The following is a 20,202-nucleotide window of genomic DNA, read 5'->3' as shown; positions in this document are numbered from 1 at the left end:
AGCGAAAACAGACTCAAAAACTACCAGCCGTTCCGCAACGCCCCGATCCGCGTTTCCCAAGGTCAGAACCGGGGGAGCAGCCCCGACCTCTGCTCCCCCGGCCCCTCGCACGCTCTACCTCGTCGGCGGAGCGGGACTGGTCGGCGAAGTCGTCTTCGCCGGGGCCGACGACGTCGGCTTCGCGGGCGAGCTGGAAGGCGCACTCGACGGCGTCGCCGGCTTCGGGATCGCCGCGGCGAACGGCACGCCAGGCTCCTCGTGGCAATACCCGAGGTAGCCGTTGTACCCATCCCGGTTTCCATTGCCGTCCTGCACGCCCTGCACGAGCTGCGGCCGCGGGAACCGGTTGTCCTCGCCGACCTTCGAGCGGGTGCCGGTGTCCTGTTCGCAGCCGTAGCGCGTGACGGTCAGCGGGCGGCCCTGGTCGTCGTACAGGTAAACGTCCGTGAGCGGCTTGCCGGAGGCGTCGAACGCGTAGACGTTGTCGACGTCCTCGTCGCCGTACCGCAGCTGCTGGTTGCCGTAGGTGTCCGTGGACGGCGACGAGTACGACGTCGTGTCCGGGTAGTACGTGCGGTGCGTGATCAGGTCGATCGCCGCGCCGAAGCCGCCGAACGCGCCGCCGATGACGAAGGCCGATACCGGCACCGCGATCCACAGCAGCCGCCGGTCGCCGCCGACCTTCGGGCCGGCCCAGACCACCGCCGCGGCGGCCGCGATGAGGAACGGCAGCAGCAGCACCGCGTACGAGTGCCGCACCATCAGCAGCAGGCCGAACCCGACCAGCGCCACCGCGCACACCACCCACCACGCCGGCTTCAGCGAGCGCAGGTACCCCACCGCCTTGTCGCCCTCGCGGTTCGCGCGCCACGACCGCACCGACTCCCGCGTCCGCACGACCTCGGGCAGCTCCAGCACGGCCGAAACCCCGCGGCTGAACAGGAAAATCAAGCTCAACGCGAACACCGGCGCCAGGAGCAGCAGCCCCAGCAACCTGTCCGGATCGAGACTCACCGCCGCCGCGAACGCGAACAACGCGAAGCCCGCGGCGCAGAACACCAAGCCCCACAAGGCAAAGCGGGCCGCGAACAAGCTCGGGGCCTTCGCCGGAGCCAGCACGGCCGTCGCCCCTTCGGCCCCCGCGGGCGCCGGCGGATAACCCCCGGACGCGCGCAGCTCGGCCGCGTAGCTCTCCGGCGAGCCCAGCCGTTCGATGAGCTGCTCGACGCGCGCGTCGGCCCCCAGCTCGGTTTCCATCTCGGCCAGGTGCGGCCGGACGTCCTCCAGGATCTCCTCGATCTCCCCCGCGGGCAGATCGGCGAGCGCGGTGCGGACCCTCGCCAGGTACACGCGCACCGCGGTGGGCTTCTCCGTACTCATGCGGCCTCTCCCAGTAACCCGTTCATCGTCGACGCGAAACTCGCCCACGTCTTCCCCGACTCCTGCAGCCGCGCTCTCCCCGGCTCGTTCAGGCTGTAGTACTTGCGGTGCGGGCCTTCTTCGCTCGGCACGACGTACGACGTCAGCAGCCCGGCCTTGTACAACCGGCGCAACGTGCCGTAGACGGAAGCGTCCCCCACTTCCTCCAGGCCGGCCACGCGAAGTCTTCGGAGTACGTCGTAGCCATACCCGTCGTCTTCGCGAAGCACGGCCAGCACCGCCAGGTCCAGCACTCCCTTGAGCAGCTGACTGATCTCCACGGCACCCTCCAGTCTTGCGCTTGGAACGGTACCACGCATTGCGCAGTAGTGCGCACGGCAGACGGCCGTTCGGCAGAAACCGCCCGCGCGAAAAGGTGAAGATCAGACCGGAACGCCCAGCTCACGCCGGGTTTCGCGCCGCACGTCGGCCACCAGAGCCGAGCGCCGCCACGCGCGCGTCACCTCGACGAGCCACGCGGCCTCCGCACTCACATCGGCGGCCACGGCCCGGCTCACGGGCGCGTCGGCGTCGTCGGGCTGGAACCGGTGGCCGGCTTCGCGCGCGACGAGGGCGGCGGCGAGCGTGGCGGCGTCGACGGTCGCGGCCACCCGGCGCGTCGGCACACCGTCGCGGCGGGCGCGGTCCACCACCCGCGCGGGCAGCTCCGGGTCGAAGTACGGCCGAAGCGCGAGGTGCCCGTCGCGGATCTCGATCACGCGCCGGTACAGAGCGAACTCCGCCCCACGCCCCAGACCACGAGCCGGATCCAGGGCGATGCCCGGCACGGCGTCGCACAGCACCGTCCACAGTGGCTCGATCCGACGGTAGCCGCGATACGCGCGCAGCCACCGGAACGGCGTGGCGAGCGAAGGCCCCCACACCGACAACGTCGAGCCCGCCACGGCGAGCACCACACACGCCGCCCCCAGTACCGCGGCCGGCAGGTCCTCCGTCGCCTCCACGCGGCCATCCGAGACGAGCGCGGCCACGTCGTCGAGGTCCCACAGCGTCCACGCGACCGCGGCGACCACGCCCGCGAAGATCAGCCACAACCCCGTGCGAAGCGAACCCGCGCGGGCGCGCGTGGCGAAGCGCGCGAAGAACACGGCGACGAGCGTCAGGCTCAGCACCCCATACACGACGAACACCAGCTCGTACGCGACCAGGAACGGCCGCCGTTGAACGGCGACGACCGTCTCGTCACCCGCGCGGTCCGGGCCCGCCAGGGTGAACAGCACGATCTCCACGGCGATCACGAACCACGACAGGACCGCGTGCCGGCCCAGGCGCGCGTCGGCGCCGAAGCGCATCGAGCGCGTGAACGCGACCGTGAACCCGATCGCGCCGAACTTCGCGAGGTCGCCGGCCAGCGGCGCGTACTCGGCATACCAGCGGTGGTGGCCGGCCAGCTCGTCCATCGCCGGCATGCCGTCGGTGATGCCGAGCGCGATGCAGATGCCGAAGCCGGCGAGGAACCACAGCGTGCGCGCCGGCTGGTCGCGCCCGGCCTCGAGCAGCTTCACGCCGAAGCCGGCGAACCCGAGCACGCAGGCCAGGTACGCCAGCGTCTCGGTCACGGAATCCGGCGGCGCGAGCGGCCGCCGAACATGTCGTCCATGCGGGCCATGCCGCTGTCGGGTTCCGGCCGCGGCGCCTGCACCTTCGCCACGCGCTGCGCGAGCAAGGACGCCACGAGCTCGGCTTCCTGCTCCTCCACCGCGGAGTACGTGGTCCGCCCCAGCACGCGGCGGACCAGTTCCGGCGAAAGGTTCGGCATCAGCGCGCGGCTCACGGCAGTGTCGATCGCCGCGCCTTCGGCACCCGCGTCGGACCCGACGTGCCCGCACAGCAGGTGGCCCACCTCGTGCAGCAGGATGTGGCGCCGGTGCAGGGCCGTGGTGTTGGTGGGATAGAGGATGTAGTCGGCGCGCGCGGTGCTCATCAACAGGCCGCAGGGTCCGCCGGACGGCGCGTTCACCGGCATCAGCTCGATGGGCCGGCCGCGGCCGGCGGCGATGCCCGCCACGAACTCGGCGGCGTCGAAGGGCTCGGGCAGCGCCGGCGCCTCGGCCCGGCGACGGCACCGTCGCCAGAGCTCGCGCTGCCGGTCCGCCACCGCTCAGTCCTCCTTCTTCACGCCGCTTCGCGCGGCCTCCCTCCGGGCGATCGCGTCGATCATGTCGCTGATCGTGTCGAGCCCGTCCGGCGAGAGCGTGATGGCCCGCAGTGCCACGTCGCGGACACCGGCGTCGCGCAAGGCGCCGAGCAACGCCAGCTCTTCCGCGATCTTCACGCTCTGCTCGTCGTCGAAGAAGTATGCCGGAGGAACGCCGAAAAACTGCGCGAGCGCCTCGAGATGACGCTTCGTGGGGTTGTCGCGACGCCCGGTGCGCAGCTGCCAGAGGTACGTGGTGGAGAAGCTCTCCCCCGTCGCCTCACGGCACGCGCGGGCGACTTCCTCGTGGCTGTATTGCTCGCGGTCGGGCCGGCGCACGACGTGGAACAGCTGGTCGATCTTGTCGGCCAGTGACGATCTGTCCGGCTCCGTCATCCTGCTCCTCTTCCGCCGCGTTCATCCTAGTTGATCGCCTCGACAGACGCATCAACGCGAGCTGCGGGGCCGCGGCTGGCACTTCGGGCAGGAGTAGGACGACCGGTTCATGAACGGTTCCCGCCGGATCGCCGTTCCGCACCGGCGGCACGGTAGCCCTTCCTGGCCGTATGCGTCGAGAGATCGGGAAAAGTACCCGGATTGCCCGTTTACGTTGACGTACAAGGCATCGAAGGACGTGCCGCCCACGGCCAGCGCGGCGCTCATCACCTCACCGGCGGCGGCCAGCAGCGCGCTCCCCTGGGCGTTGGTGAGCTTGTCGGCGGGCCGGGTGCCGTGCAACTTGGTGCGCCACAAGGCTTCGTCGGCGTAGATGTTGCCGACGCCGGACACGAGGGTCTGGTCCAGCAGCGCGCGCTTGACCTCGGTGCGCCGCGAGCGCAACGCCTTCACGGCGGCGGCCGGGTCGAACCGCGCGTCCATCGGGTCGCGGGCGATGTGGGCGATGGTGGCGGGCAGCAGGTCGCCCTCGACGTCGGCCAGATCGTCGAGCGCGAGGCCGCCGAACGTGCGCTGGTCCACGAACCGCAGCTCCGGACCGTCGTCGTCGAAGCGGATGCGGACGCGCAGGTGCTTCTCGTCGGGCGTGCCTTCCGGCTGCACCAGCATCTGGCCGCTCATGCCGAGGTGCGCGAGCACGGCCTCACCGTGCGACAGCTCGAGCCACAGGTACTTGCCGCGCCGGCGCGCGGCTTCGATCACGACTCCGGCCAGGCGGCCGGTGAAGTCTTCGGCACCGAGGGCGTGCCTGCGGATCGCGCGCGGGTGCAGGACCTCGACCTTGCTGACGGCGCGGCCGGCCACGTGGGCCTCGAGGCCGGCGCGCACGACCTCGACCTCGGGAAGTTCGGGCATGGCGTCCATTCTGCCCGTCCGGTACGACAGTTCCGGACCGGCGCGGCGTCAGCCTTCGGACTTGGCCGAACCGTCGGAGCCGTCACCCAGCTCTTCGGAGAGGGCGCGCCACGCCGTTTCGGCGGCCTTCTGCTCGGCTTCCTTCTTCGTGGTGCCGGCGCCGGTGCCCAGAGGACGGCCCGCGACGAGCACCGTGGCGGTGAACTCCTTGCGGTGGTCCGGACCGGTGTCCTCCACGCGGTACTCGGGCACGCCGAGGCCGGAGGAAGCCGTGAGCTCCTGCAGGCTGGTCTTCCAGTCGAGGCCGGCCCCGCGCAGGGGCGCCTCGGCCAGCAGGCCGTCGAAGAGGTGGTGCACGAGCTTGCGCGCGACCTCGATGCCGTGGGCCAAGTACGTGGCACCGATCACGGCTTCGAGACCGTCGGCGAGGATGCTCGCCTTGTCCCGGCCGCCGGTGAGCTCTTCGCCCTTGCCCAGCAACAGGTGCGCCCCGAGCCCGCCCTCGCCCAGCCCGCGGGCGACGCCCGCCAGCGCGTGCATGTTGACGACGCTGGCGCGCAGCTTCGCGAGCTGGCCTTCCGGCAGGTCCGGGTGCGTGGTGTACAGGTGGTCCGTGACGACCAGGCCGAGCACCGCGTCGCCGAGGAACTCCAGCCTCTCGTTGGGCGGGAGCCCACCGTTCTCGTACGCGTACGAGCGGTGGGTCAGCGAAAGCCGAAGGAGCTCGGGGTCGAATTCGACCCCGAGCGCCTCGAGCAGTGTCGTGGGATCGGCCGCGGGTCCCCCGGCGGACTTACCCCCCATGGTCGGCTGCCCGATCAGGCGGGCTCGACGACCTGGCGGCCGTTGTGCTGGCCGCACGTCGGGCACGCGATGTGCTGCAGCTTCGGCTGACGGCAGGCGCGGTTGGAGCAGGGCACCAGCTGAACCGGAGCCGCCTTCCACTGGCTGCGGCGCGCGCGCGTGTTGGATCGCGACATCTTCCGCTTCGGGACGGCCACGAGTAGATCTCCTTCAGACTGTCTGCCCGCGTTCACGAGCCGAACTGACTTCTCCCGGATCGAGCTGGACGCTCGTCAGGCTTGCTCTCCGGAGCCGTGCGCAGGCTTTTCGCCCGCGTTCTCGTCGAATCGCTCGACCAGCGCGGCCCACCGAGGGTCTATCTTCTCATGCCCGTGTCCGGGCTCGAGATCGGCCCACTTGACGCCGCATTCGGTGCACAGTCCGGCGCAGTCCTCCTCGCACAGCGGCACGAGGGGAAGCGCCAGGACCACGGCGTCGCGGACGATCGGCTCGAGGTCGATCCGGTCGTCGACCAGCCGCGGGATTTCGTCCTCGTCGGTGGTCTCCTCCGTGGCCGAACCGGGGTAGGCGAACAGCTCGGTGAGGTCGACCTCGATCTCCTCGGTGAGGGGGTCGAGGCAGCGCGAGCACGTGCCGGTGGCGGTGGCGCGCGCGGTGCCGCTGACCAGCACACCCTCGACCACGGATTCGAGGAGCAGGTCGAGCTCGAGGACGGAGCCGGCTTCGAGCTCGATGACGTCGGGCACACCGAGGGCGGCCTCGAGCGGCACGCTCCGGCGCACCTCGCGGCTCAGGCCGGCGTGGCGGCCGAGCTCACGGGTGTCGACCACCCACGGGCTCTTGTCGTCGAGCTGTGCGGGGCGGGTGTTCTGGGCGGGGTTCTCTGACATCGCATACCAGGGTACGCAGGGTGCGCCAGTGCTTTCGCGCTGGTGCCGAGCGTCACTCCGGCGGGGGCTCAGACCTGGTAGTCGTACAGCGTCGGGCGGCCGCCGTTGCCGCCCAGGTTCACCGGTGAACGCAGGTGGTTGCGGCCCGAGTCGACGGTGCGCAGCGTGGTCGCGAGCAGCTCCGAGAACTCGGCGAGCTTGCCGTCCACGTACGCGTCGCAGTCCGCGCGCTGGCGGTCGGCCTCGGCGTGGGCCTCGTCGACGATGCGGGCCGACTCGGCGTGCGCGGCCTGGACCACCTCGGTCTGCGAGACGAGCCGCGCCTGCTCGACGCGGGCGTCCTCGATGGCGCGCTCGTAGGCGTCGCGGCCGGCCTGGATCATGCGCTCGGACTCGGCGCGGGAACGGTCGGTGAGGTTCTGGTACTCGGCCTGCCCGGCGGCGACCATGCGCTCGGCCTCGTTGTGGGCGTCGCCCATCATCTGCTCGGCGCGGGCGCGCGCGTCCGCGAGGATCCGCTCGGCCTCCGACGCAGCGTCGGACACCGTGCGCTCGGCCTCTTCGTTGGCGCCGGCCACCGTCTCGCCGGCTTCCTTGCGGGCGGCGTGCAGCAGGTCGTCGCGCTTGTCGAGCACGTCCTGGGCGTCGTCGACCTCGCCGGGCAGCGCGTCGCGGACGTCGTCGAGCAGCTCGAGGACGTCGCCGCGCGGCACGACGCAGCTGGACGTCATGGGCACCCCGCGGGCCTCTTCGACGATCGTGACGAGCTCGTCGAGTGCCTCGAAAACCCGGTACACGGCCACTCCCTCAAGCAGTAATCCCCGTTCGCTACCGATCAGTCTGCCCGCTTGCCGGCCTTAACCGGTGAACGCGCGCCGGACTGGGCGTGTCCTCTTGCGAACGGCTCATGACGCAGCGTGCCGTCCCACCCGGCGCGGGTGGGACGGCACGGGGCGCGTCGGGGAGTTCAGGAGTTGAGGTCGATGCGCTTGAAGGTCGAGTAGCGGTCCGGCGTGTAGGCCAGCTCGCCGCCCTTGCCCTTGATCACGCGGTCGTTCGTGCCCACCGGGAACAGCTGGTAGTAGCCCGCGGCGCAGGCCGGCAGCACGCCCTCGCGGTTCTCGTAGGTCTGGCCGGTCGCACCGCTGCGCACCTGGTTCACGACCGACTTCGCAGCCGAGGACAGGGTGGAGTAGCCGATCTTCGCCAGGCCCGAGAGGTCGCCGCAGGAGCCGGTGTCGCCGCCACCGCCGCCGTTGACGTCGATGACCTTGAAGGTCTCGTAGTGGTCGCCGGTGTAGAAGTACTCGCCGCCCTGGCCGGTGATGATCCGGCGCGTGCCGCGGTTGCTCGCACCCGGCGTGGGCACGGTGTACTCGTGGTAGTAGCCGGAGGAGCAGGACGGCAGGATGCCCTCACGGTTGTCGAAGACGACGCCGTCGTTCTTCGGGTACGGGAAGGGCCCGCCCTTCTGGATCAGGTTGTAGGTCGTCGTCGCCTCCGCGGGGAGCGAGGACAGCGACGTGTGCGAGAAGCCCGACAGGTTGCCGCAGGAGTTCTGCAGCACGGACGCCGGCGCCGCCGGGGCAGCGGGCGCCGCGACCGCGGCGGGGCCCAGCCCGAGGAATCCGACCAGCAACGCGAACAGGACGGTCGCTAAGCGCGAACGGTGGTTGGCCATTTTCGGACCGTAACCCGATCGGATGGTCGCGAGGCTGCCGTCAAGTGAACAGCTTCGAGCGTTCCCCGAAGTCCCGACGATGGTCGCAACCCGTTCGGGCGAATGCGCCGGGTGAACGTGCGAAACCGCTCGGTTGTGGTTCGTCGGCGGACCGGAAACGGGCCCGGCCCGTGCGGAACTCGACGGACCTCGTTAGCGACCCTTGCCCGAAGGCGAACCGGCGCTTGGCCGCGAGCGCCGCAGACCTTGATCAAGTCCGAACGTCCCGTGTCCGGGAACGCACTCAGCCCTGGTGCGGGAACACCTTGCGAAGCCGTTCGAACACCACGGGCGGCACGAGCCGTTCGACGTCGCCACCCAGCGCAGCGACCTCCTTCACCAGCGAGCTGGAGACGAAGCCGTAGGCCGGGTTGTTGGCCATCAGCAGCGTCTCGAGACCGGTGAGCTCGCGGTTCATCTGGGCCATCTGCAGCTCGTAGTCGAAGTCGCTGACCGAGCGCAGGCCCTTGGCGACGGCCGCGATGTCGTTCTCGCGGCAGTAGTCCACGAGCAGGCCCTGCCACGAGTCCACGCGCACATTGGGGAGGTTCGCCGTGATCTCGCGCAGCATCTCCAGCCGTTCCTCGACGCTGAAGAGGCCCTTCTTGCTCTTGTTCACCCCCACTGCGACCACTACCTCGTCGAAGAGGAGGGAGGCCCGCTCGATGATGTCGAGGTGTCCGTTGGTGGCCGGATCGTAGGAACCGGGACAGACCGCACGCCGCATGCGCGGACGCTACCAAGCCGCGACGCTGCGCGCGCACTTCGTGACTGCTGCGTCACACCTGCGATCGACGCGTGTACTCGGCCCAGTGCAGGGCGGTGTCGCCGTACTTCTTGTCGCGCGTGGGCGTGTAGGCGCCGGGCCAGTCGGGCGCGCCGTCGCGAGCCGCGCGTTCGATCACCACCAGGGCGCCGTCGGCGAGCCAGCCGCCTTCGTCGAGCGCGGCCAGCACGGACCCGAGCGCGGCGGCGTCCACGGCGTACGGCGGATCGGCCAGCACCACGTCGAACCGGGCGGGCGCGGGCGCGGCGACCACGGCCTCGACGGGCGCGGCACGGACGGTGCCGCCCAGGCCCAGCGCGCCGACGTTGCCGCGGAGCACCTCGGCCGCGCGGCGGTCGGCCTCCACGAACCAGGCATCGGCGGCGCCGCGGGAGAGGGCTTCGAGGCCGAGGGCGCCGGAGCCGGCGTAGAGGTCGAGCACGCGGGTGCCGTCGAGCTCACCGGCCACTTCGAGCGCGTTGAACAGGGCTTCGCGCACGCGTTCCGACGTCGGGCGGGTCCCCTTGGGTGGCACCTTGAGCCGCCGGCCGCCCGCCTTCCCCGCCACGATCCTCGTCACCCAGCCATCTTCGCCGAACGTCGCGGTGTGGCGTTGGGCAGGACTTGCTGAACCTCGCGCGCGCGGGCGCGTACAGTCGTTCTTCGCCCTCGTGAGGCATCGAGTCGTTTAGGAGCATTGCGTGTCGGAACCCCGGGTGAGACGGGCGGAGATCGCCGTCGAGCAGGCCCACGTGGATCGGGTCTACACCCGGCTCGCCGAGCTGCGGGCACAGGCCGAGGCGATGCGCACCAAGGGCTACGAGCTGGGGCAAGGCGCCCAGCGCGAGGCGATTTTCGAACAGGCCTCGATGCTTTTCGAGCGCGACATGATGGTCTTCCACGCCAACCAGACCCTCCAGACGCTCGACGCCGAGTACGAGGGCCTCGTGTTCGGCCGCCTCGACCACCTCGACCGCGACCACATCTACGTCGGCCGCCTCGGCATCCGCGACAACGAGTTCGACAACCTCGTCACCGACTGGCGCGCGCCCGCCGCCGCGGCGTTCTACCAGGCCACGGCCGAGGAGCCGATGGACGTGGTGCGCCGCCGCGTCATCCGCTGCTCCGGCCAGAACGTGCTCGACGTCGACGACGACGTGCTCATCCCCGACGCCGTCCCCGAGGACATGCAGGTGGTCGGCGAGGGCGCGCTGATGGCCGCGCTCGGCCGTTCCCGCGGCGAGAAGATGCGCGACATCGTCGCCACGATCCAGAAGGAACAGGACGAGGTGATCCGCGCGCCGTGGCGCGGGGTCACCGAGATCACGGGCGGCCCGGGCACGGGCAAGACGGCCGTCGCCCTGCACCGCGCCGCGTACCTGCTCTACCGCCACCGCCGCCAGCTCGGCGGCGCCGGTGTGCTCGTGATCGGGCCGTCCGGGGTGTTCACCACGTACATCTCGCGGGTGTTGCCGTCGATGGGCGAGACGAACGTGGAGCTGCGCGCCCTCGGCGAGGTGCTCGATGGCCTCGCCGCCACGCGTCAGGACACCTCCGAGCTCGCCGCGATCAAGGGCTCGCTGCGCATGCGGAAGGTGCTGCTGCGCGCGCTGCGCGACACGCCGCCGGAATCGCCGCAGGAGATGCGCATCGTCTACCGCGGCGAGGTGCTCAAGCTCTCGGCGCGCGAGCTGGAGAAGGTGCGCCGCAAGGCCCACACCCAGGGCGCCCCGCCGAACCGCGCGCGCGTGCGCACGGCCGAGCTGCTGCTGGGCGCGCTCGCCGACAAGGCCGAGGAGTACGCGAAGGCCGACGGCAAGCAGCTCGACCGCGCGGAGCTGATCAACGACCTCGGCGAGCGCATCGAGTTCCACCGCTTCCTCGTCGTCTGGTGGCCGGTCCTCTACCCCGCGCAGATCCTCAAGTGGCTCGGCGACGAGAAGCGCCTCGCCGCGGCCGCGAAGGGCGTGCTCAACCGCCACGAGATCTCCGTTCTCGCCGCCGACTTCGCCGACCGTTCGCGCGGCTGGTCCGTGGCCGACGTCGCCCTGCTCGACGAGCTGCGCGTCCTCGTCGGCCCCGAGCCCAAGCGGCGCCGTCGCCAAACCGTCCTCGAGGCCGAGCCCGAGCGCGGCACCACCGGCGGCGGCACCCACCGCCCCGAGCACTACGACGAGTACTCCCACGTCGTCGTCGACGAGTCCCAGGACCTGTCCCCCATGCAATGGCGCATGGTCGGCCGCCGTGGCAAGTACGCCAGCTGGACCGTCGTCGGCGACCCCGTCCAGAGCTCCTGGCCCGACCCCGACGAGGCCGCGGCCGCCCGCGACCAGGCCTTCGGCCTGAAGACCACCCGCCGCCGCTTCACGCTGCGCACCAACTACCGCAACTCCGCGGAGATCTTCGACCTCGCCGCCAAGGTCGTCACCGGCCACGCCCAGGCCGACGAGCTCCCCCGGGCCGTCCGCACCACCGGCATCGAACCCGAGGTCCGCCCCGTCGAGGCCGGCGCCCTGGAAGGCGCGACGCAGGCCGCGGTGAAGGAACTCCTCGGCTCCGTCGAAGGCACCGTGGGCGTCATCACGGCCATGGACCGCGTCCCCGAGGTCACCGCCTGGTTCACCGACGAGACCGACGAACGCCTCAAGGTCGTCGGCAGCCTCGACTCCAAGGGCCTCGAATACGACGCCGTCGTCCTCGTCGAGCCGATGGACCTCGTCACCGAGTCCTCCACCGGCCGCCGTGTCCTCTACGTCGCCCTCACCCGGGCGACCCAGCACCTCATCGTCCTGGCCTCCAACCCGGACTGGCTGCCCACCACCTGACCCTCCGCCCCGTCGCCCCTCAGCGGCGACACCCCGCCCGGCCCGAGATCTCGGGCCCGGGCCGTGTGACCGAATCGACCGCACTCTCGGGCCTGCGCCCACCCGCGGCGCGCGGGCCACGCAAGCACTCGCCGGGCCACGCCTCGGCCGGGTTGCGGGCGCCGGTTCGCCGTCGATCGGCGAAATCCGCGCGACCTGGACGCCCAACGCCCTCGCGCCTGCCAAAGGTTCGCGTCCCCCGACCGTGAGGCCGGCCACAAGCTGCCACGCCCCCGCTCGCGCCGACTCGTCCGCGTCCGCACCGTGTCTCCGGGGCCGTGGCCCCGGCGCTTGCGCGGCCCGGATTCGCCACCGAGCGACGAAACCGCCGAGGTGTCCGATCTCGACCGAACACCGGCCACCGGACCTTGAGTCGCCGGGAAGGGAACAGCCGTCGTGTGCGTTACTGCTTCACGTGAGTTCCCTGCCTGACGTCCCGCTGTCCGTGCTCGACCTCTCCCCCGTCTCGGACGGGCACGGGGTCGGCGAAGCGCTGCGCAACACCATCGACCTCGCCCGTCACGCCGAGCGGCTGGGGTATCGCCGCTACTGGCTCGCCGAGCACCACAACATGCCGGGCATCGCCAGCTCGGCGACGGTGGTGCTGATCGGGACCGTCGCCGACGCCACGGAGTCGATCCGTGTGGGGTCGGGCGGCATCATGCTGCCCAACCACGCGCCGCTCGTGGTGGCCGAGCAGTTCGGCACGCTGGAGGCGCTGCACCCGAACCGCATCGACCTCGGTATCGGGCGCGCGCCCGGCACCGACCAGCGCACGGCGCTCGCGCTGCGCGGCCCCGGCGGGCTGTCCGCCGAGAACTTCCCCGAGCAGCTGATGGAGCTGCTCGAGTACTTCGAGCGCGACCCGGCGCGCGGCGTCAACGCCGTGACCGCCGAGGGCAACAAGCCCCCGTTGTGGCTGCTGGGCTCGTCCGGCTTCAGCGCGCAGCTGGCCGGCCGCCTCGGCGTGCCGTTCTCCTTCGCGCACCACTTCGCGGCCGAGAACACGCTGCCGGCCGTGCAGCTCTACCGGGAGAACTTCCGCCCGTCCGAGACGCTGGCCGAGCCGTACGTGATGCTCGGCGTGTCCGTGGTCGCCGCGGAGACCGACGAGCGCGCGCAGTTCCTGGCCGGCCCCAGCGGGCTGACGTTCCTCAGCCTGCGCCGCGGCCGCCCCATCGCGATGCCGACGCCCGAGGAAGCCGCCGAGTACCCGTACACGGAGATGGACCGCGCGTTCCTCGCCGACCGGTTCGGGTCGAGCATCATCGGCTCACCCGAGACCGTCCGAAAGGGACTCGACCAGCTCCTCGCCGACACGGGCGCTGACGAGCTCATGGTCACCACCATGGTCCACGGGCACGAAGACCGCGTGCGCTCCTACGAGATCGTGGCGGACCTCAAGAATTGACGGCACGCAGAAGAGAGATCCCGGCCCAGGTGGCCGGGATTTTTCTTTTCCGCTCCCACCGAGTTCCTCGTCGTCGCTCGACGGCAACGCGGACCGGCGCTGTGCACGACACCCCTCCGTCTTGTACCATGAGCTTGATACAAGACAGGGGACCACCATGCACCTCGACTCCGCGGTCGGCGTCGCGATCGCTTGCGGTCTGCTCGGCCTGGCCATCCTGTTCGTGCTCTGGCCGGGCCAACGCCAGGGCGCGCGCCTGCTCGCCAAATGGGGCCTGCCCGACGCGACCCCGGACCAGGTGTCCGTGGCCGTGCTCTACCTGCGCCGCCGCAGGCTCTGGTATCCGTGGCTCTTCGTGGGCCTCCCGCTCGTCCCCGGCGCGGCGAACTTCGCGAACGCCAACAACCTCAGCACGATCATGCCCGTGCTCCTCCTCGGCGGGTTGATCGCCGAAGTGCTCTCGCAACGCCCATCTCCGAGCTCGCGACGCGAGGCCGTACTGGCGCCGCGCGGCATCCTCGACTTCGCGCCGCTCTGGGCGATCATCGTCAGCGCGCTGGCCGCGCTCGCTGCCGCGGTCCACCTCGCCGTGATCGGCGAATGGCCGTTGTTCGGCATCACCGTCGCGACCACCGGGGTCGCGTGGGGCGTGGTGCTCCTTGCCGTCCGACGGCCGGCTGCGGGTGATCCCGACGTCGACCTCGCGCTGCGTTGCCGCAGCGCACGCGTCGCACTCGGGCTCGCCGCCGGCGCGACCGCCTGGCCCGGCGGCAACTTGCCCTCGTTCCTGGCGTTCGTCGTCACGCTCGCCGCGTTCATCGCGATCGCCACGCCGCCGCGGAAACTGCCCGCGACCGCGGCGGCGAAGTAAATGCCGCTGCGAGTGACGGTCGATGCCGACAGCGGCGTCGCTCCCTGGCGTCAGATCCACGACCAGATCGTCCGCGCGATCGGCACCGGCGCACTGCCTGCCGACGCCCGGCTGCCGCCGATCCGTCAGCTCGCCCGAGACCTCGGGCTCGCTTCCGGCACGGTCGCCCGCGTCTACCGCGAGCTCGAAGCCGCCGGATGGGTGACCACGGCTCGGGCGAAGGGAACAGTCGTCACCGGCTCGGCCGAGCGGCCGGACCGCGCGTCACTGCTCCGCGACGCTGCCACCGAGTACGCCCAGCGCGTCCGGGAGCTGGGTGTCGATCCAAAGGAAGCCATCGACGCCGCGCGTGCGGCCCTCAGCGACGTTCCGCAAGACCAGCAGTAACCCCCGATCCCCGGCCGGCGCACACTTCGCCATTTCGCAGACCATCTCCGGTACGGCTCGGGCACACCTCCTTCTGGCCGTACTCTCTCGTGGTCGCGCACCGGGGCGAAGATCACCGCGGAAGCGGAATCCGCCTGTGGGCAAACGGGTTCAGTCCTGCAGCAGCACCCTCCCCACCGCGGCGATCACGGGCTCGAGAACCTCGAGCTCCGTGCCCACACACTCCGTGATCCCCGCGCCGATGACATCCATTTCGGACAGTGCATCGATCGCCCGGACAAGCTCGCTGACCGTCAGCCCACCGGGCTCCGGGTAGTTGACGCCGCCGAACGACGCCGGGTCCAGCACGTCGAGGTCGAGGTGCAGGTACACCTGCTCGGCGCCGGACTCGCGCAACGTCGCAGCGGCATCGTCGGTGCGCACAGCCAAACCCCGGCCGATGGCCTCTTCCTCCGGGGCGTCGAAAGCCCGTGCTCCGAACAAGGCCACGCGGCCGGCTTCGACGGCCGGGTGGGCCGCGAACTGCTCGTCGCCTTCGCCGAGCAGCGACCGCAGCACCATGCCGTGGAACGCGCCCGAAGGTGACGACGCCGCCGTGTTCAGGTCCGCGTGCGCGTCGAACCAGGCGACGCCGAGCGCCGGCCCGTAGCGGTATCGCGCGACGCCGATCGGCACGAGCTCGACTCCGCAGTCGCCGCCGATCGTCAGGACCGGGCCGCCGGGTGCTTCGAGCGCGGCGAGTTGCGCCCCTCGGTTCGTGCCAGTGAGCACGGCCCGGTTGGCGACGCCCGACACCGCGTCGGAGGTTCCGGGGTCCTGGTGGATGTGGTGCACCGGCAGGCCGAGGACGTGCCCGGCCAGCTCGGAAAGCGCGAGGCAGCCCTCGACCAGTCCCCGTGCCCGGGGGCCGATCGCGCCCTGCCACTGCGGCACCGCGTTGATCAGCATGCGCCCGACGTTAGCGCGGCGACGCCGGTCGAGACGAGCCCGAGACGGCGCGAACGGTCCATTCGCGCCGTGATGGCACGAATGGACCGTTCGCGACGGTCGAAACTGGCGCCGCGGGGCGCTACTCGAGCACGATGAGGAGGTCCCCGCCCTCGACCTGCTGAACGGAGGTGATCGCCAACCGACCGACCTTGCCCGCCGCTGAAGCGGTGATCGAAGCTTCCATCTTCATGGCCTCGATCGTCGCCACGGTCGCGCCGGCCTCCACCTGATCGCCTTCCGCCACCTGCAACGTCACCACACCGGCGAAGGGAGCCGCGATCTGCTTCGGGTTGCCCTTCTCGGCCTTTTCGGTCGCGGGGATGTCCGAGGCGATGGCACGGTCGCGGATCTGGATCGGCCGAAGCTGGCCGTTGAGCGTCGACATCACCGTGCGCACACCGCGCTCGTCGGCCTCACCGATGGCTTCGAGCTCGATGAGCAGCCGGACGCCGGGCTCCAGGTCGACCGCGTACTCCTCACCCGGGCGCAGACCGTAGAAGAAGTCCTTGCTGGACAGCACACTCGTGTCGCCGTAGGCCTCGCGGTGGGCTTCGAACTCCTTCGTCGGGCCGGGGAAGAGCAGCCGGTTCAGGGCGCCGCGCCGGTTTTCGGTGAGGTCCTTGCGGTCCTCTTCGGACAGTTCCGCCGCGGGCTTGGCCGCCGAACGGCCCTCCAGCGCCTTGGTGCGGAACGGCTCCGGCCAGCCACCCGGCGGGTCACCGAGCTCCCCGCGCAGGAAGCCGATCACGGAGTCCGGGATGTCGAACTTGTTGGGCTCGGCCTCGAAGTCCGCGGGTGAGACACCGGCGCCCACGAGGTGCAGCGCGAGGTCGCCGACCACCTTGGACGAAGGCGTGACCTTCACGAGGTGGCCGAGGATCTTGTCGGCCGCGGCGTACATGGCCTCGATGTCCTCGAAGCGATCACCGAGGCCCAGCGCGATGGCCTGCGTGCGCAGGTTGGAGAGCTGGCCGCCCGGGATTTCGTGGTGGTACACGCGCCCGGTGGGCGACGCGAGGCCGGCCTCGAACGGCGCGTAGATCTTGCGCACGCTCTCCCAGTAGGGCTCGAGGTCACCGATCGCCTGCAGGTCGAGGCCCGTGATGCGGTCGGAGTGGTCGGTCGCCGCGACGATCGAGCCGAGCGAGGGCTGCGACGTCGTGCCGGCCATGGACGCCACGGCGCCGTCGACCGCGTCCGCGCCCGCCTGGATGGCGGCGAGGTAGGTGGCCAGCTGGCCGCCCGCGGTGTCGTGCGTGTGGATGTGCACGGGGAGGTCGAACTCCTTGCGCAGCGCCGTCACGAGCTTCGCGGCGGCGGGTGCGCGGAGCAGGCCCGCCATGTCCTTGATGGCCAGGATGTGCGCCCCGGCGCCCACGATCTGCTCGGCCAGCTTGAGGTAGTAGTCGAGCGTGTAGAGGTTTTCGCGGGGATCGGACAGATCGGAGGTGTAGCAGAGCGCCACTTCGGCGACGGCAGTGCCGGTTTCGCGCACGGCTTCGATGGCCGGCCGCATCTGCTCGACGTCGTTGAGGGCGTCGAAGATGCGGAAGATGTCGATGCCGGTGGCCGTCGCCTCTTCGATGAACGCGTGCGTCACCTCGGTGGGGTACGGCGTGTAGCCCACGGTGTTGCGGCCGCGCAGCAGCATCTGCAGGCAGATGTTGGGCACGGCTTCGCGCAGCTGCTCGAGGCGCTCCCACGGGTCCTCGGCCAGGAAGCGCAGGGCGACGTCGTAGGTGGCGCCGCCCCAGCACTCGAGGGACAGCAGCTGTGGCACGGTCGCGGCGACGACCGGAGCGACGGCCAGCAGGTCTTTCGTGCGCACGCGCGTGGCGAGCAGCGACTGGTGGGCGTCGCGGAAGGTCGTGTCGGTGACGCCGAGCATCGGCGACTGCCGCAGCCAGTGGGCGAAGCCGGCCGGGCCCAGCTCGGTGAGCTTCTGCTTCGAGCCGTCCGGCGGGGTCACGTCGGCGGGCAGCTTCGGCAGCTTCGCCGTCGCGTCGAGGGTGCGCGGACGCTCGCCGTGAGGACGGTTCACCGTCTGGTCGGCCAGGTAGGTGAGCAGGCGCGTGCCGCGGTCCGCCGAGTGGCGCGCGGTGAGCAGGTGCGGACGTTCCTCGATGAACGACGTGGTGACGCGGCCTTCGCGGAAGTCCGGGTCGTCGAGCACCGCCTGGAGGAACGGGATGTTCGTGGAGACACCGCGGATGCGGAACTCCGCGACGGCGCGGCGGGCTCGGCCCACGGCGGTCTTGAAGTCGCGGCCACGGCAGGTGAGCTTCACGAGCAGCGAGTCGAAGTGTGCGCTGATCTCCGTGCCGGAGAATGCGGTACCGCCGTCGAGCCGGATGCCGGAGCCGCCCGGTGAGCGGTAGGCGCTGATCATGCCGGTGTCGGGGCGGAAGCCGTTGGCCGGGTCTTCCGTGGTGATGCGGCACTGCAGCGCGGCGCCGCGCAGGTAGATCTTGTCCTGCGAGAGGCCGAGGTCGGCCAGCGTTTCGCCGGAGGCGATGCGCAGCTGGGACTGCACGAGGTCGACGTCGGTGACCTCCTCGGTCACCGTGTGCTCGACCTGGATCCGCGGGTTCATCTCGATGAACACGTGGTTGCCCTCGCGGTCGAGCAGGAACTCGACGGTGCCGGCGTTGCGGTAGCCGATCTGGCGCGCGAAGCGCACGGCGTCGGCACAGATGCGGTCGCGCAGTTCGGGGTCGAGGTTCGGCGCGGGCGCGAGCTCGACCACCTTCTGGTGGCGGCGCTGCACGGAGCAGTCGCGCTCGTAGAGGTGGATGACGTTGCCCTCGCCGTCGGCGAGGATCTGCACCTCGATGTGCCGCGGTTCGACCACGGCCTTCTCGAGGAACACCGTCGGGTCGCCGAACGCCGATTCCGCCTCGCGGGCCGCGGCTTCGATGGACTCGCGCAGCATCGCCGGGTCCTCGACGCGCCGCATGCCGCGGCCACCACCGCCGGCGACGGCCTTGACGAACACCGGGAAACCGAGGTCTTCGGCTGCGGCCACCAGGGCGTCGACGTCGCTGGAGGGCTCCGACGAACCCAGCACCGGCACGCCGGCCTCGCGCGCGGCCTTCACGGCGCGCGCCTTGTTGCCCGTGAGCTCGAGGATTTCGGCGCTCGGGCCGACAAAGGTGATCCCCGCCTGCTCACAGGCGAGCGCCAAGTCCGGATTCTCCGACAGGAAGCCGTAACCCGGGTAGACCGCGTCGGCACCCGCCTTCTTGGCGGCCTTGACGATCTCCTCGACGGAGAGATAGGCGCGCACCGGGTGGCCGGGCTCCCCGATCTCGTAGGCCTCGTCGGCCTTCAGCCGATGGAGCGAGTTGCGGTCTTCGTGCGGGAACACGGCAACCGTGCCCGCCCCCAGTTCGTAGCCTGCGCGGAACGCTCGGATCGCGATCTCACCGCGGTTGGCCACCAGCACCTTGCGGAACATGCCCGGTCCTTCCCGTTTCGGATCGGTAGTGAAGGCACGTTACCCGGTTCTTCTCGCCCCCCGGGAGCTGAAGTCCAAGTGATGGACATCATGCGCACCGACCTGCGTGCATGATGCGGGGATCTCAGGCTCGCCGCAACAGTCAGGACGTCGGCGCGGCCAAGGTGCAGAGCAGTCGGTTGGCTGTGCCGGACGGCACGTTTTTCAGCACGTCCGGGGTCGCTGCCTGCACCAACGCCTTGGTGACGTCGGCCGGTGCGGCATCCGGGTGCAGGGATCGGTAGACGGCGGCGGCGCCCGCGACGACGGCCGCGGCCATCGACGTACCCGATAACGTGCCGACGTCCGACGAACCCGCGATCGGCGCCGGGATGTCGACGCCCGGTGCGTAGAGGTCGACGGGCGTCCCGAAATCCGAGAAAGTCGCCACCTGGTCCTGCACGTCGCTCGCCGCGACGGTGAGCGCGGCCGGGACCCTCGCCGGCGAAACTTGGCTGTCGTCTTCGCCGCCTTCGCCCGCGGGGACGACGGTGGGCATCACCGCGGCGAGGCCGGCGACGGCGTTGTCCAGCTGCTCATTGGCGACGCCGCCGATGCCGAGTACCGCGACGGCCGGCTGGTGGGCGTTCTGGGCGACCCAGTTGATGCCCGCGATGATGTTGTCGGTGGACCCGCCACCGTCCTTGTCGAGCACACGGACCGGGAAGATCTGCGCGGCCTTGGCGACGCCGTAGCTGCGACCGGCGACGATGCCGGCGACGCGGGTGCCGTGGCCGTTGGTGTCGGAGGTGTCGGTGCCGGTCGTCAGGAAGTCCTTGCCCGGCTGGACACGACCCTGGAACTCGGGGTGCTTGGCGTCGACACCGCTGTCGATGACGTAGACCGTGACGTCAGCGGCGTCGGATTCGTAGCGGTACTTCTGGTCGAGGCCCGTCCGTTGATCGATCCGGTCGAGCGCCCAGCTCGGGGGGTTCACCTGCGTGCCACCGGCCGCGAGCGCGGGCGAGTTTCCCGCCGCCACCAGCAGGAACACCATTGTCGCCGAAAAAAGACCACGAGCCGTTCGGTTCCGCATTCCTGCGTCGTATCCCGGGCGCGCGCCCACGGCAACTCGACGTCACACGATGGGCTGGTCCGTGTTTGGGCCTGAAAAA

General features: G+C 70.8%; 20 protein-coding genes. 4 read left to right on the top strand and 16 right to left on the bottom strand.

What is annotated here, in order from left to right:
- Window positions 1-114: 114 nt before the first annotated feature.
- The 13 genes from AB0K15_RS44860 to rsmD all read right to left on the bottom strand — a co-directional run bounded on the left by AB0K15_RS44860 (window position 115) and on the right by rsmD (window position 9,648).
- The gene (locus AB0K15_RS44860; RefSeq protein ID WP_364066643.1) at window positions 115-1,380 is read right to left on the bottom strand and encodes a hypothetical protein; all 1,266 of its coding nucleotides are present in this window, start codon (window positions 1,378-1,380) and stop codon (window positions 115-117) included.
- The gene (locus tag AB0K15_RS44855) at window positions 1,377-1,700 is read right to left on the bottom strand and encodes a PadR family transcriptional regulator (protein WP_220237677.1); all 324 of its coding nucleotides are present in this window, start codon (window positions 1,698-1,700) and stop codon (window positions 1,377-1,379) included. Before AB0K15_RS44855 ends, AB0K15_RS44860 begins: the two co-directional genes overlap by 4 nt.
- 102 nt (window positions 1,701-1,802) lie before the next feature.
- Window positions 1,803-2,999 (bottom strand): MAB_1171c family putative transporter, encoded by a 1,197-nt coding sequence (locus AB0K15_RS44850; protein WP_364066641.1) that lies wholly within the window; start codon window positions 2,997-2,999, stop codon window positions 1,803-1,805.
- The gene (locus tag AB0K15_RS44845; protein WP_364066639.1) at window positions 2,996-3,538 is read right to left on the bottom strand and encodes a hypothetical protein; all 543 of its coding nucleotides are present in this window, start codon (window positions 3,536-3,538) and stop codon (window positions 2,996-2,998) included. The genes AB0K15_RS44850 and AB0K15_RS44845 overlap by 4 nt, the downstream gene beginning before the upstream one ends.
- A 3-nt stretch (window positions 3,539-3,541) precedes the next feature.
- Window positions 3,542-3,973, bottom strand: a complete 432-nt coding sequence (locus tag AB0K15_RS44840; protein ID WP_220237674.1) for a helix-turn-helix domain-containing protein — start codon at window positions 3,971-3,973, stop codon at window positions 3,542-3,544.
- A 51-nt stretch (window positions 3,974-4,024) separates the two neighbouring features.
- Window positions 4,025-4,888 carry a bifunctional DNA-formamidopyrimidine glycosylase/DNA-(apurinic or apyrimidinic site) lyase gene (gene mutM / locus AB0K15_RS44835; protein WP_364066637.1) on the bottom strand — a complete coding sequence of 288 codons (864 nt, stop codon included), beginning with the start codon at window positions 4,886-4,888 and terminating at the stop codon, window positions 4,025-4,027.
- 48 nt (window positions 4,889-4,936) lie between these two features.
- Window positions 4,937-5,692: a ribonuclease III gene (gene rnc, locus AB0K15_RS44830; protein WP_364066635.1), complete on the bottom strand. Its 756-nt coding sequence runs from the start codon at window positions 5,690-5,692 to the stop codon at window positions 4,937-4,939.
- A gap of 14 nt (window positions 5,693-5,706) precedes the next feature.
- Complete coding sequence (gene rpmF / locus AB0K15_RS44825; RefSeq protein WP_220237671.1) at window positions 5,707-5,889, bottom strand: 50S ribosomal protein L32; 183 nt, start codon at window positions 5,887-5,889, stop codon at window positions 5,707-5,709.
- A 75-nt stretch (window positions 5,890-5,964) separates the two neighbouring features.
- Window positions 5,965-6,582 (bottom strand): YceD family protein, encoded by a 618-nt coding sequence (locus AB0K15_RS44820; RefSeq protein ID WP_364066632.1) that lies wholly within the window; start codon window positions 6,580-6,582, stop codon window positions 5,965-5,967.
- Window positions 6,583-6,650: 68 nt separating this feature from the next.
- Window positions 6,651-7,379: a DivIVA domain-containing protein gene (locus AB0K15_RS44815; RefSeq protein WP_364066630.1), complete on the bottom strand. Its 729-nt coding sequence runs from the start codon at window positions 7,377-7,379 to the stop codon at window positions 6,651-6,653.
- Window positions 7,380-7,549: 170 nt separating this feature from the next.
- Window positions 7,550-8,263, bottom strand: coding sequence for a ribonuclease domain-containing protein (locus AB0K15_RS44810; RefSeq protein WP_364066628.1), 714 nt, complete (start codon window positions 8,261-8,263; stop codon window positions 7,550-7,552).
- Window positions 8,264-8,546: 283 nt separating this feature from the next.
- Window positions 8,547-9,029, bottom strand: a complete 483-nt coding sequence (gene coaD / locus AB0K15_RS44805) for a pantetheine-phosphate adenylyltransferase (RefSeq protein WP_364066626.1) — start codon at window positions 9,027-9,029, stop codon at window positions 8,547-8,549.
- A gap of 52 nt (window positions 9,030-9,081) precedes the next feature.
- Window positions 9,082-9,648 (bottom strand): 16S rRNA (guanine(966)-N(2))-methyltransferase RsmD, encoded by a 567-nt coding sequence (rsmD, locus tag AB0K15_RS44800; RefSeq protein WP_364066622.1) that lies wholly within the window; start codon window positions 9,646-9,648, stop codon window positions 9,082-9,084.
- Between the two features lie 121 nt (window positions 9,649-9,769).
- Between rsmD and AB0K15_RS44795 the strand changes: the two genes are divergently transcribed.
- From AB0K15_RS44795 to AB0K15_RS44780, 4 genes are all read left to right on the top strand, one after another.
- Window positions 9,770-11,893 (top strand): ATP-binding domain-containing protein, encoded by a 2,124-nt coding sequence (locus AB0K15_RS44795; RefSeq protein WP_364066619.1) that lies wholly within the window; start codon window positions 9,770-9,772, stop codon window positions 11,891-11,893.
- A gap of 454 nt (window positions 11,894-12,347) precedes the next feature.
- Window positions 12,348-13,343, top strand: coding sequence for an LLM class flavin-dependent oxidoreductase (locus AB0K15_RS44790; RefSeq protein WP_364066616.1), 996 nt, complete (start codon window positions 12,348-12,350; stop codon window positions 13,341-13,343).
- 157 nt (window positions 13,344-13,500) lie between these two features.
- On the top strand, window positions 13,501-14,214 hold the full coding sequence (locus AB0K15_RS44785) for a hypothetical protein (RefSeq protein ID WP_364066613.1): 714 nt from the start codon (window positions 13,501-13,503) through the stop codon (window positions 14,212-14,214).
- On the top strand, window positions 14,215-14,601 hold the full coding sequence (locus tag AB0K15_RS44780; RefSeq protein WP_364066610.1) for a GntR family transcriptional regulator: 387 nt from the start codon (window positions 14,215-14,217) through the stop codon (window positions 14,599-14,601).
- Window positions 14,602-14,751: 150 nt separating this feature from the next.
- On the opposite strand, the gene AB0K15_RS44775 is transcribed toward AB0K15_RS44780, so the two are convergent.
- From AB0K15_RS44775 to AB0K15_RS44765, 3 genes are all read right to left on the bottom strand, one after another.
- A complete protein-coding gene (locus tag AB0K15_RS44775; RefSeq protein WP_364066607.1) occupies window positions 14,752-15,549 on the bottom strand; it encodes an arginase family protein in 798 nt (265 codons plus the stop codon).
- Between the two features lie 121 nt (window positions 15,550-15,670).
- A complete protein-coding gene (locus AB0K15_RS44770; RefSeq protein WP_364066604.1) occupies window positions 15,671-19,048 on the bottom strand; it encodes a pyruvate carboxylase in 3,378 nt (1,125 codons plus the stop codon).
- 142 nt (window positions 19,049-19,190) lie between these two features.
- Window positions 19,191-20,084, bottom strand: coding sequence for a S8 family peptidase (locus AB0K15_RS44765; protein WP_364066601.1), 894 nt, complete (start codon window positions 20,082-20,084; stop codon window positions 19,191-19,193).
- Window positions 20,085-20,202 lie beyond the last annotated feature (118 nt).

Source organism: Amycolatopsis sp. NPDC049253 (genome assembly GCF_040678995.1).
Lineage (GTDB): Bacteria > Actinomycetota > Actinomycetes > Mycobacteriales > Pseudonocardiaceae > Amycolatopsis.
The sequence above is the reverse complement of the archived record's forward strand: the minus strand, read 5'-3'. Positions and strand labels throughout refer to the sequence as shown.

Coding starts and splice junctions, on each gene's coding strand:
- AB0K15_RS44770 (WP_364066604.1), bottom strand. CDS start 19,048: ATGTTCCGCAAGGTGCTGGTGGCCAACCGCGGTGAGATCGCGATCCGA.
- coaD (WP_364066626.1), bottom strand. CDS start 9,029: ATGCGGCGTGCGGTCTGTCCCGGTTCCTACGATCCGGCCACCAACGGA.
- mutM (WP_364066637.1), bottom strand. CDS start 4,888: ATGCCCGAACTTCCCGAGGTCGAGGTCGTGCGCGCCGGCCTCGAGGCC.
- AB0K15_RS44840 (WP_220237674.1), bottom strand. CDS start 3,973: ATGACGGAGCCGGACAGATCGTCACTGGCCGACAAGATCGACCAGCTG.
- AB0K15_RS44820 (WP_364066632.1), bottom strand. CDS start 6,582: ATGTCAGAGAACCCCGCCCAGAACACCCGCCCCGCACAGCTCGACGAC.
- AB0K15_RS44810 (WP_364066628.1), bottom strand. CDS start 8,263: ATGGCCAACCACCGTTCGCGCTTAGCGACCGTCCTGTTCGCGTTGCTG.
- AB0K15_RS44775 (WP_364066607.1), bottom strand. CDS start 15,549: ATGCTGATCAACGCGGTGCCGCAGTGGCAGGGCGCGATCGGCCCCCGG.
- AB0K15_RS44765 (WP_364066601.1), bottom strand. CDS start 20,084: ATGGTGTTCCTGCTGGTGGCGGCGGGAAACTCGCCCGCGCTCGCGGCC.
- AB0K15_RS44860 (WP_364066643.1), bottom strand. CDS start 1,380: ATGAGTACGGAGAAGCCCACCGCGGTGCGCGTGTACCTGGCGAGGGTC.
- rnc (WP_364066635.1), bottom strand. CDS start 5,692: ATGGGGGGTAAGTCCGCCGGGGGACCCGCGGCCGATCCCACGACACTG.
- AB0K15_RS44785 (WP_364066613.1), top strand. CDS start 13,501: ATGCACCTCGACTCCGCGGTCGGCGTCGCGATCGCTTGCGGTCTGCTC.
- AB0K15_RS44780 (WP_364066610.1), top strand. CDS start 14,215: ATGCCGCTGCGAGTGACGGTCGATGCCGACAGCGGCGTCGCTCCCTGG.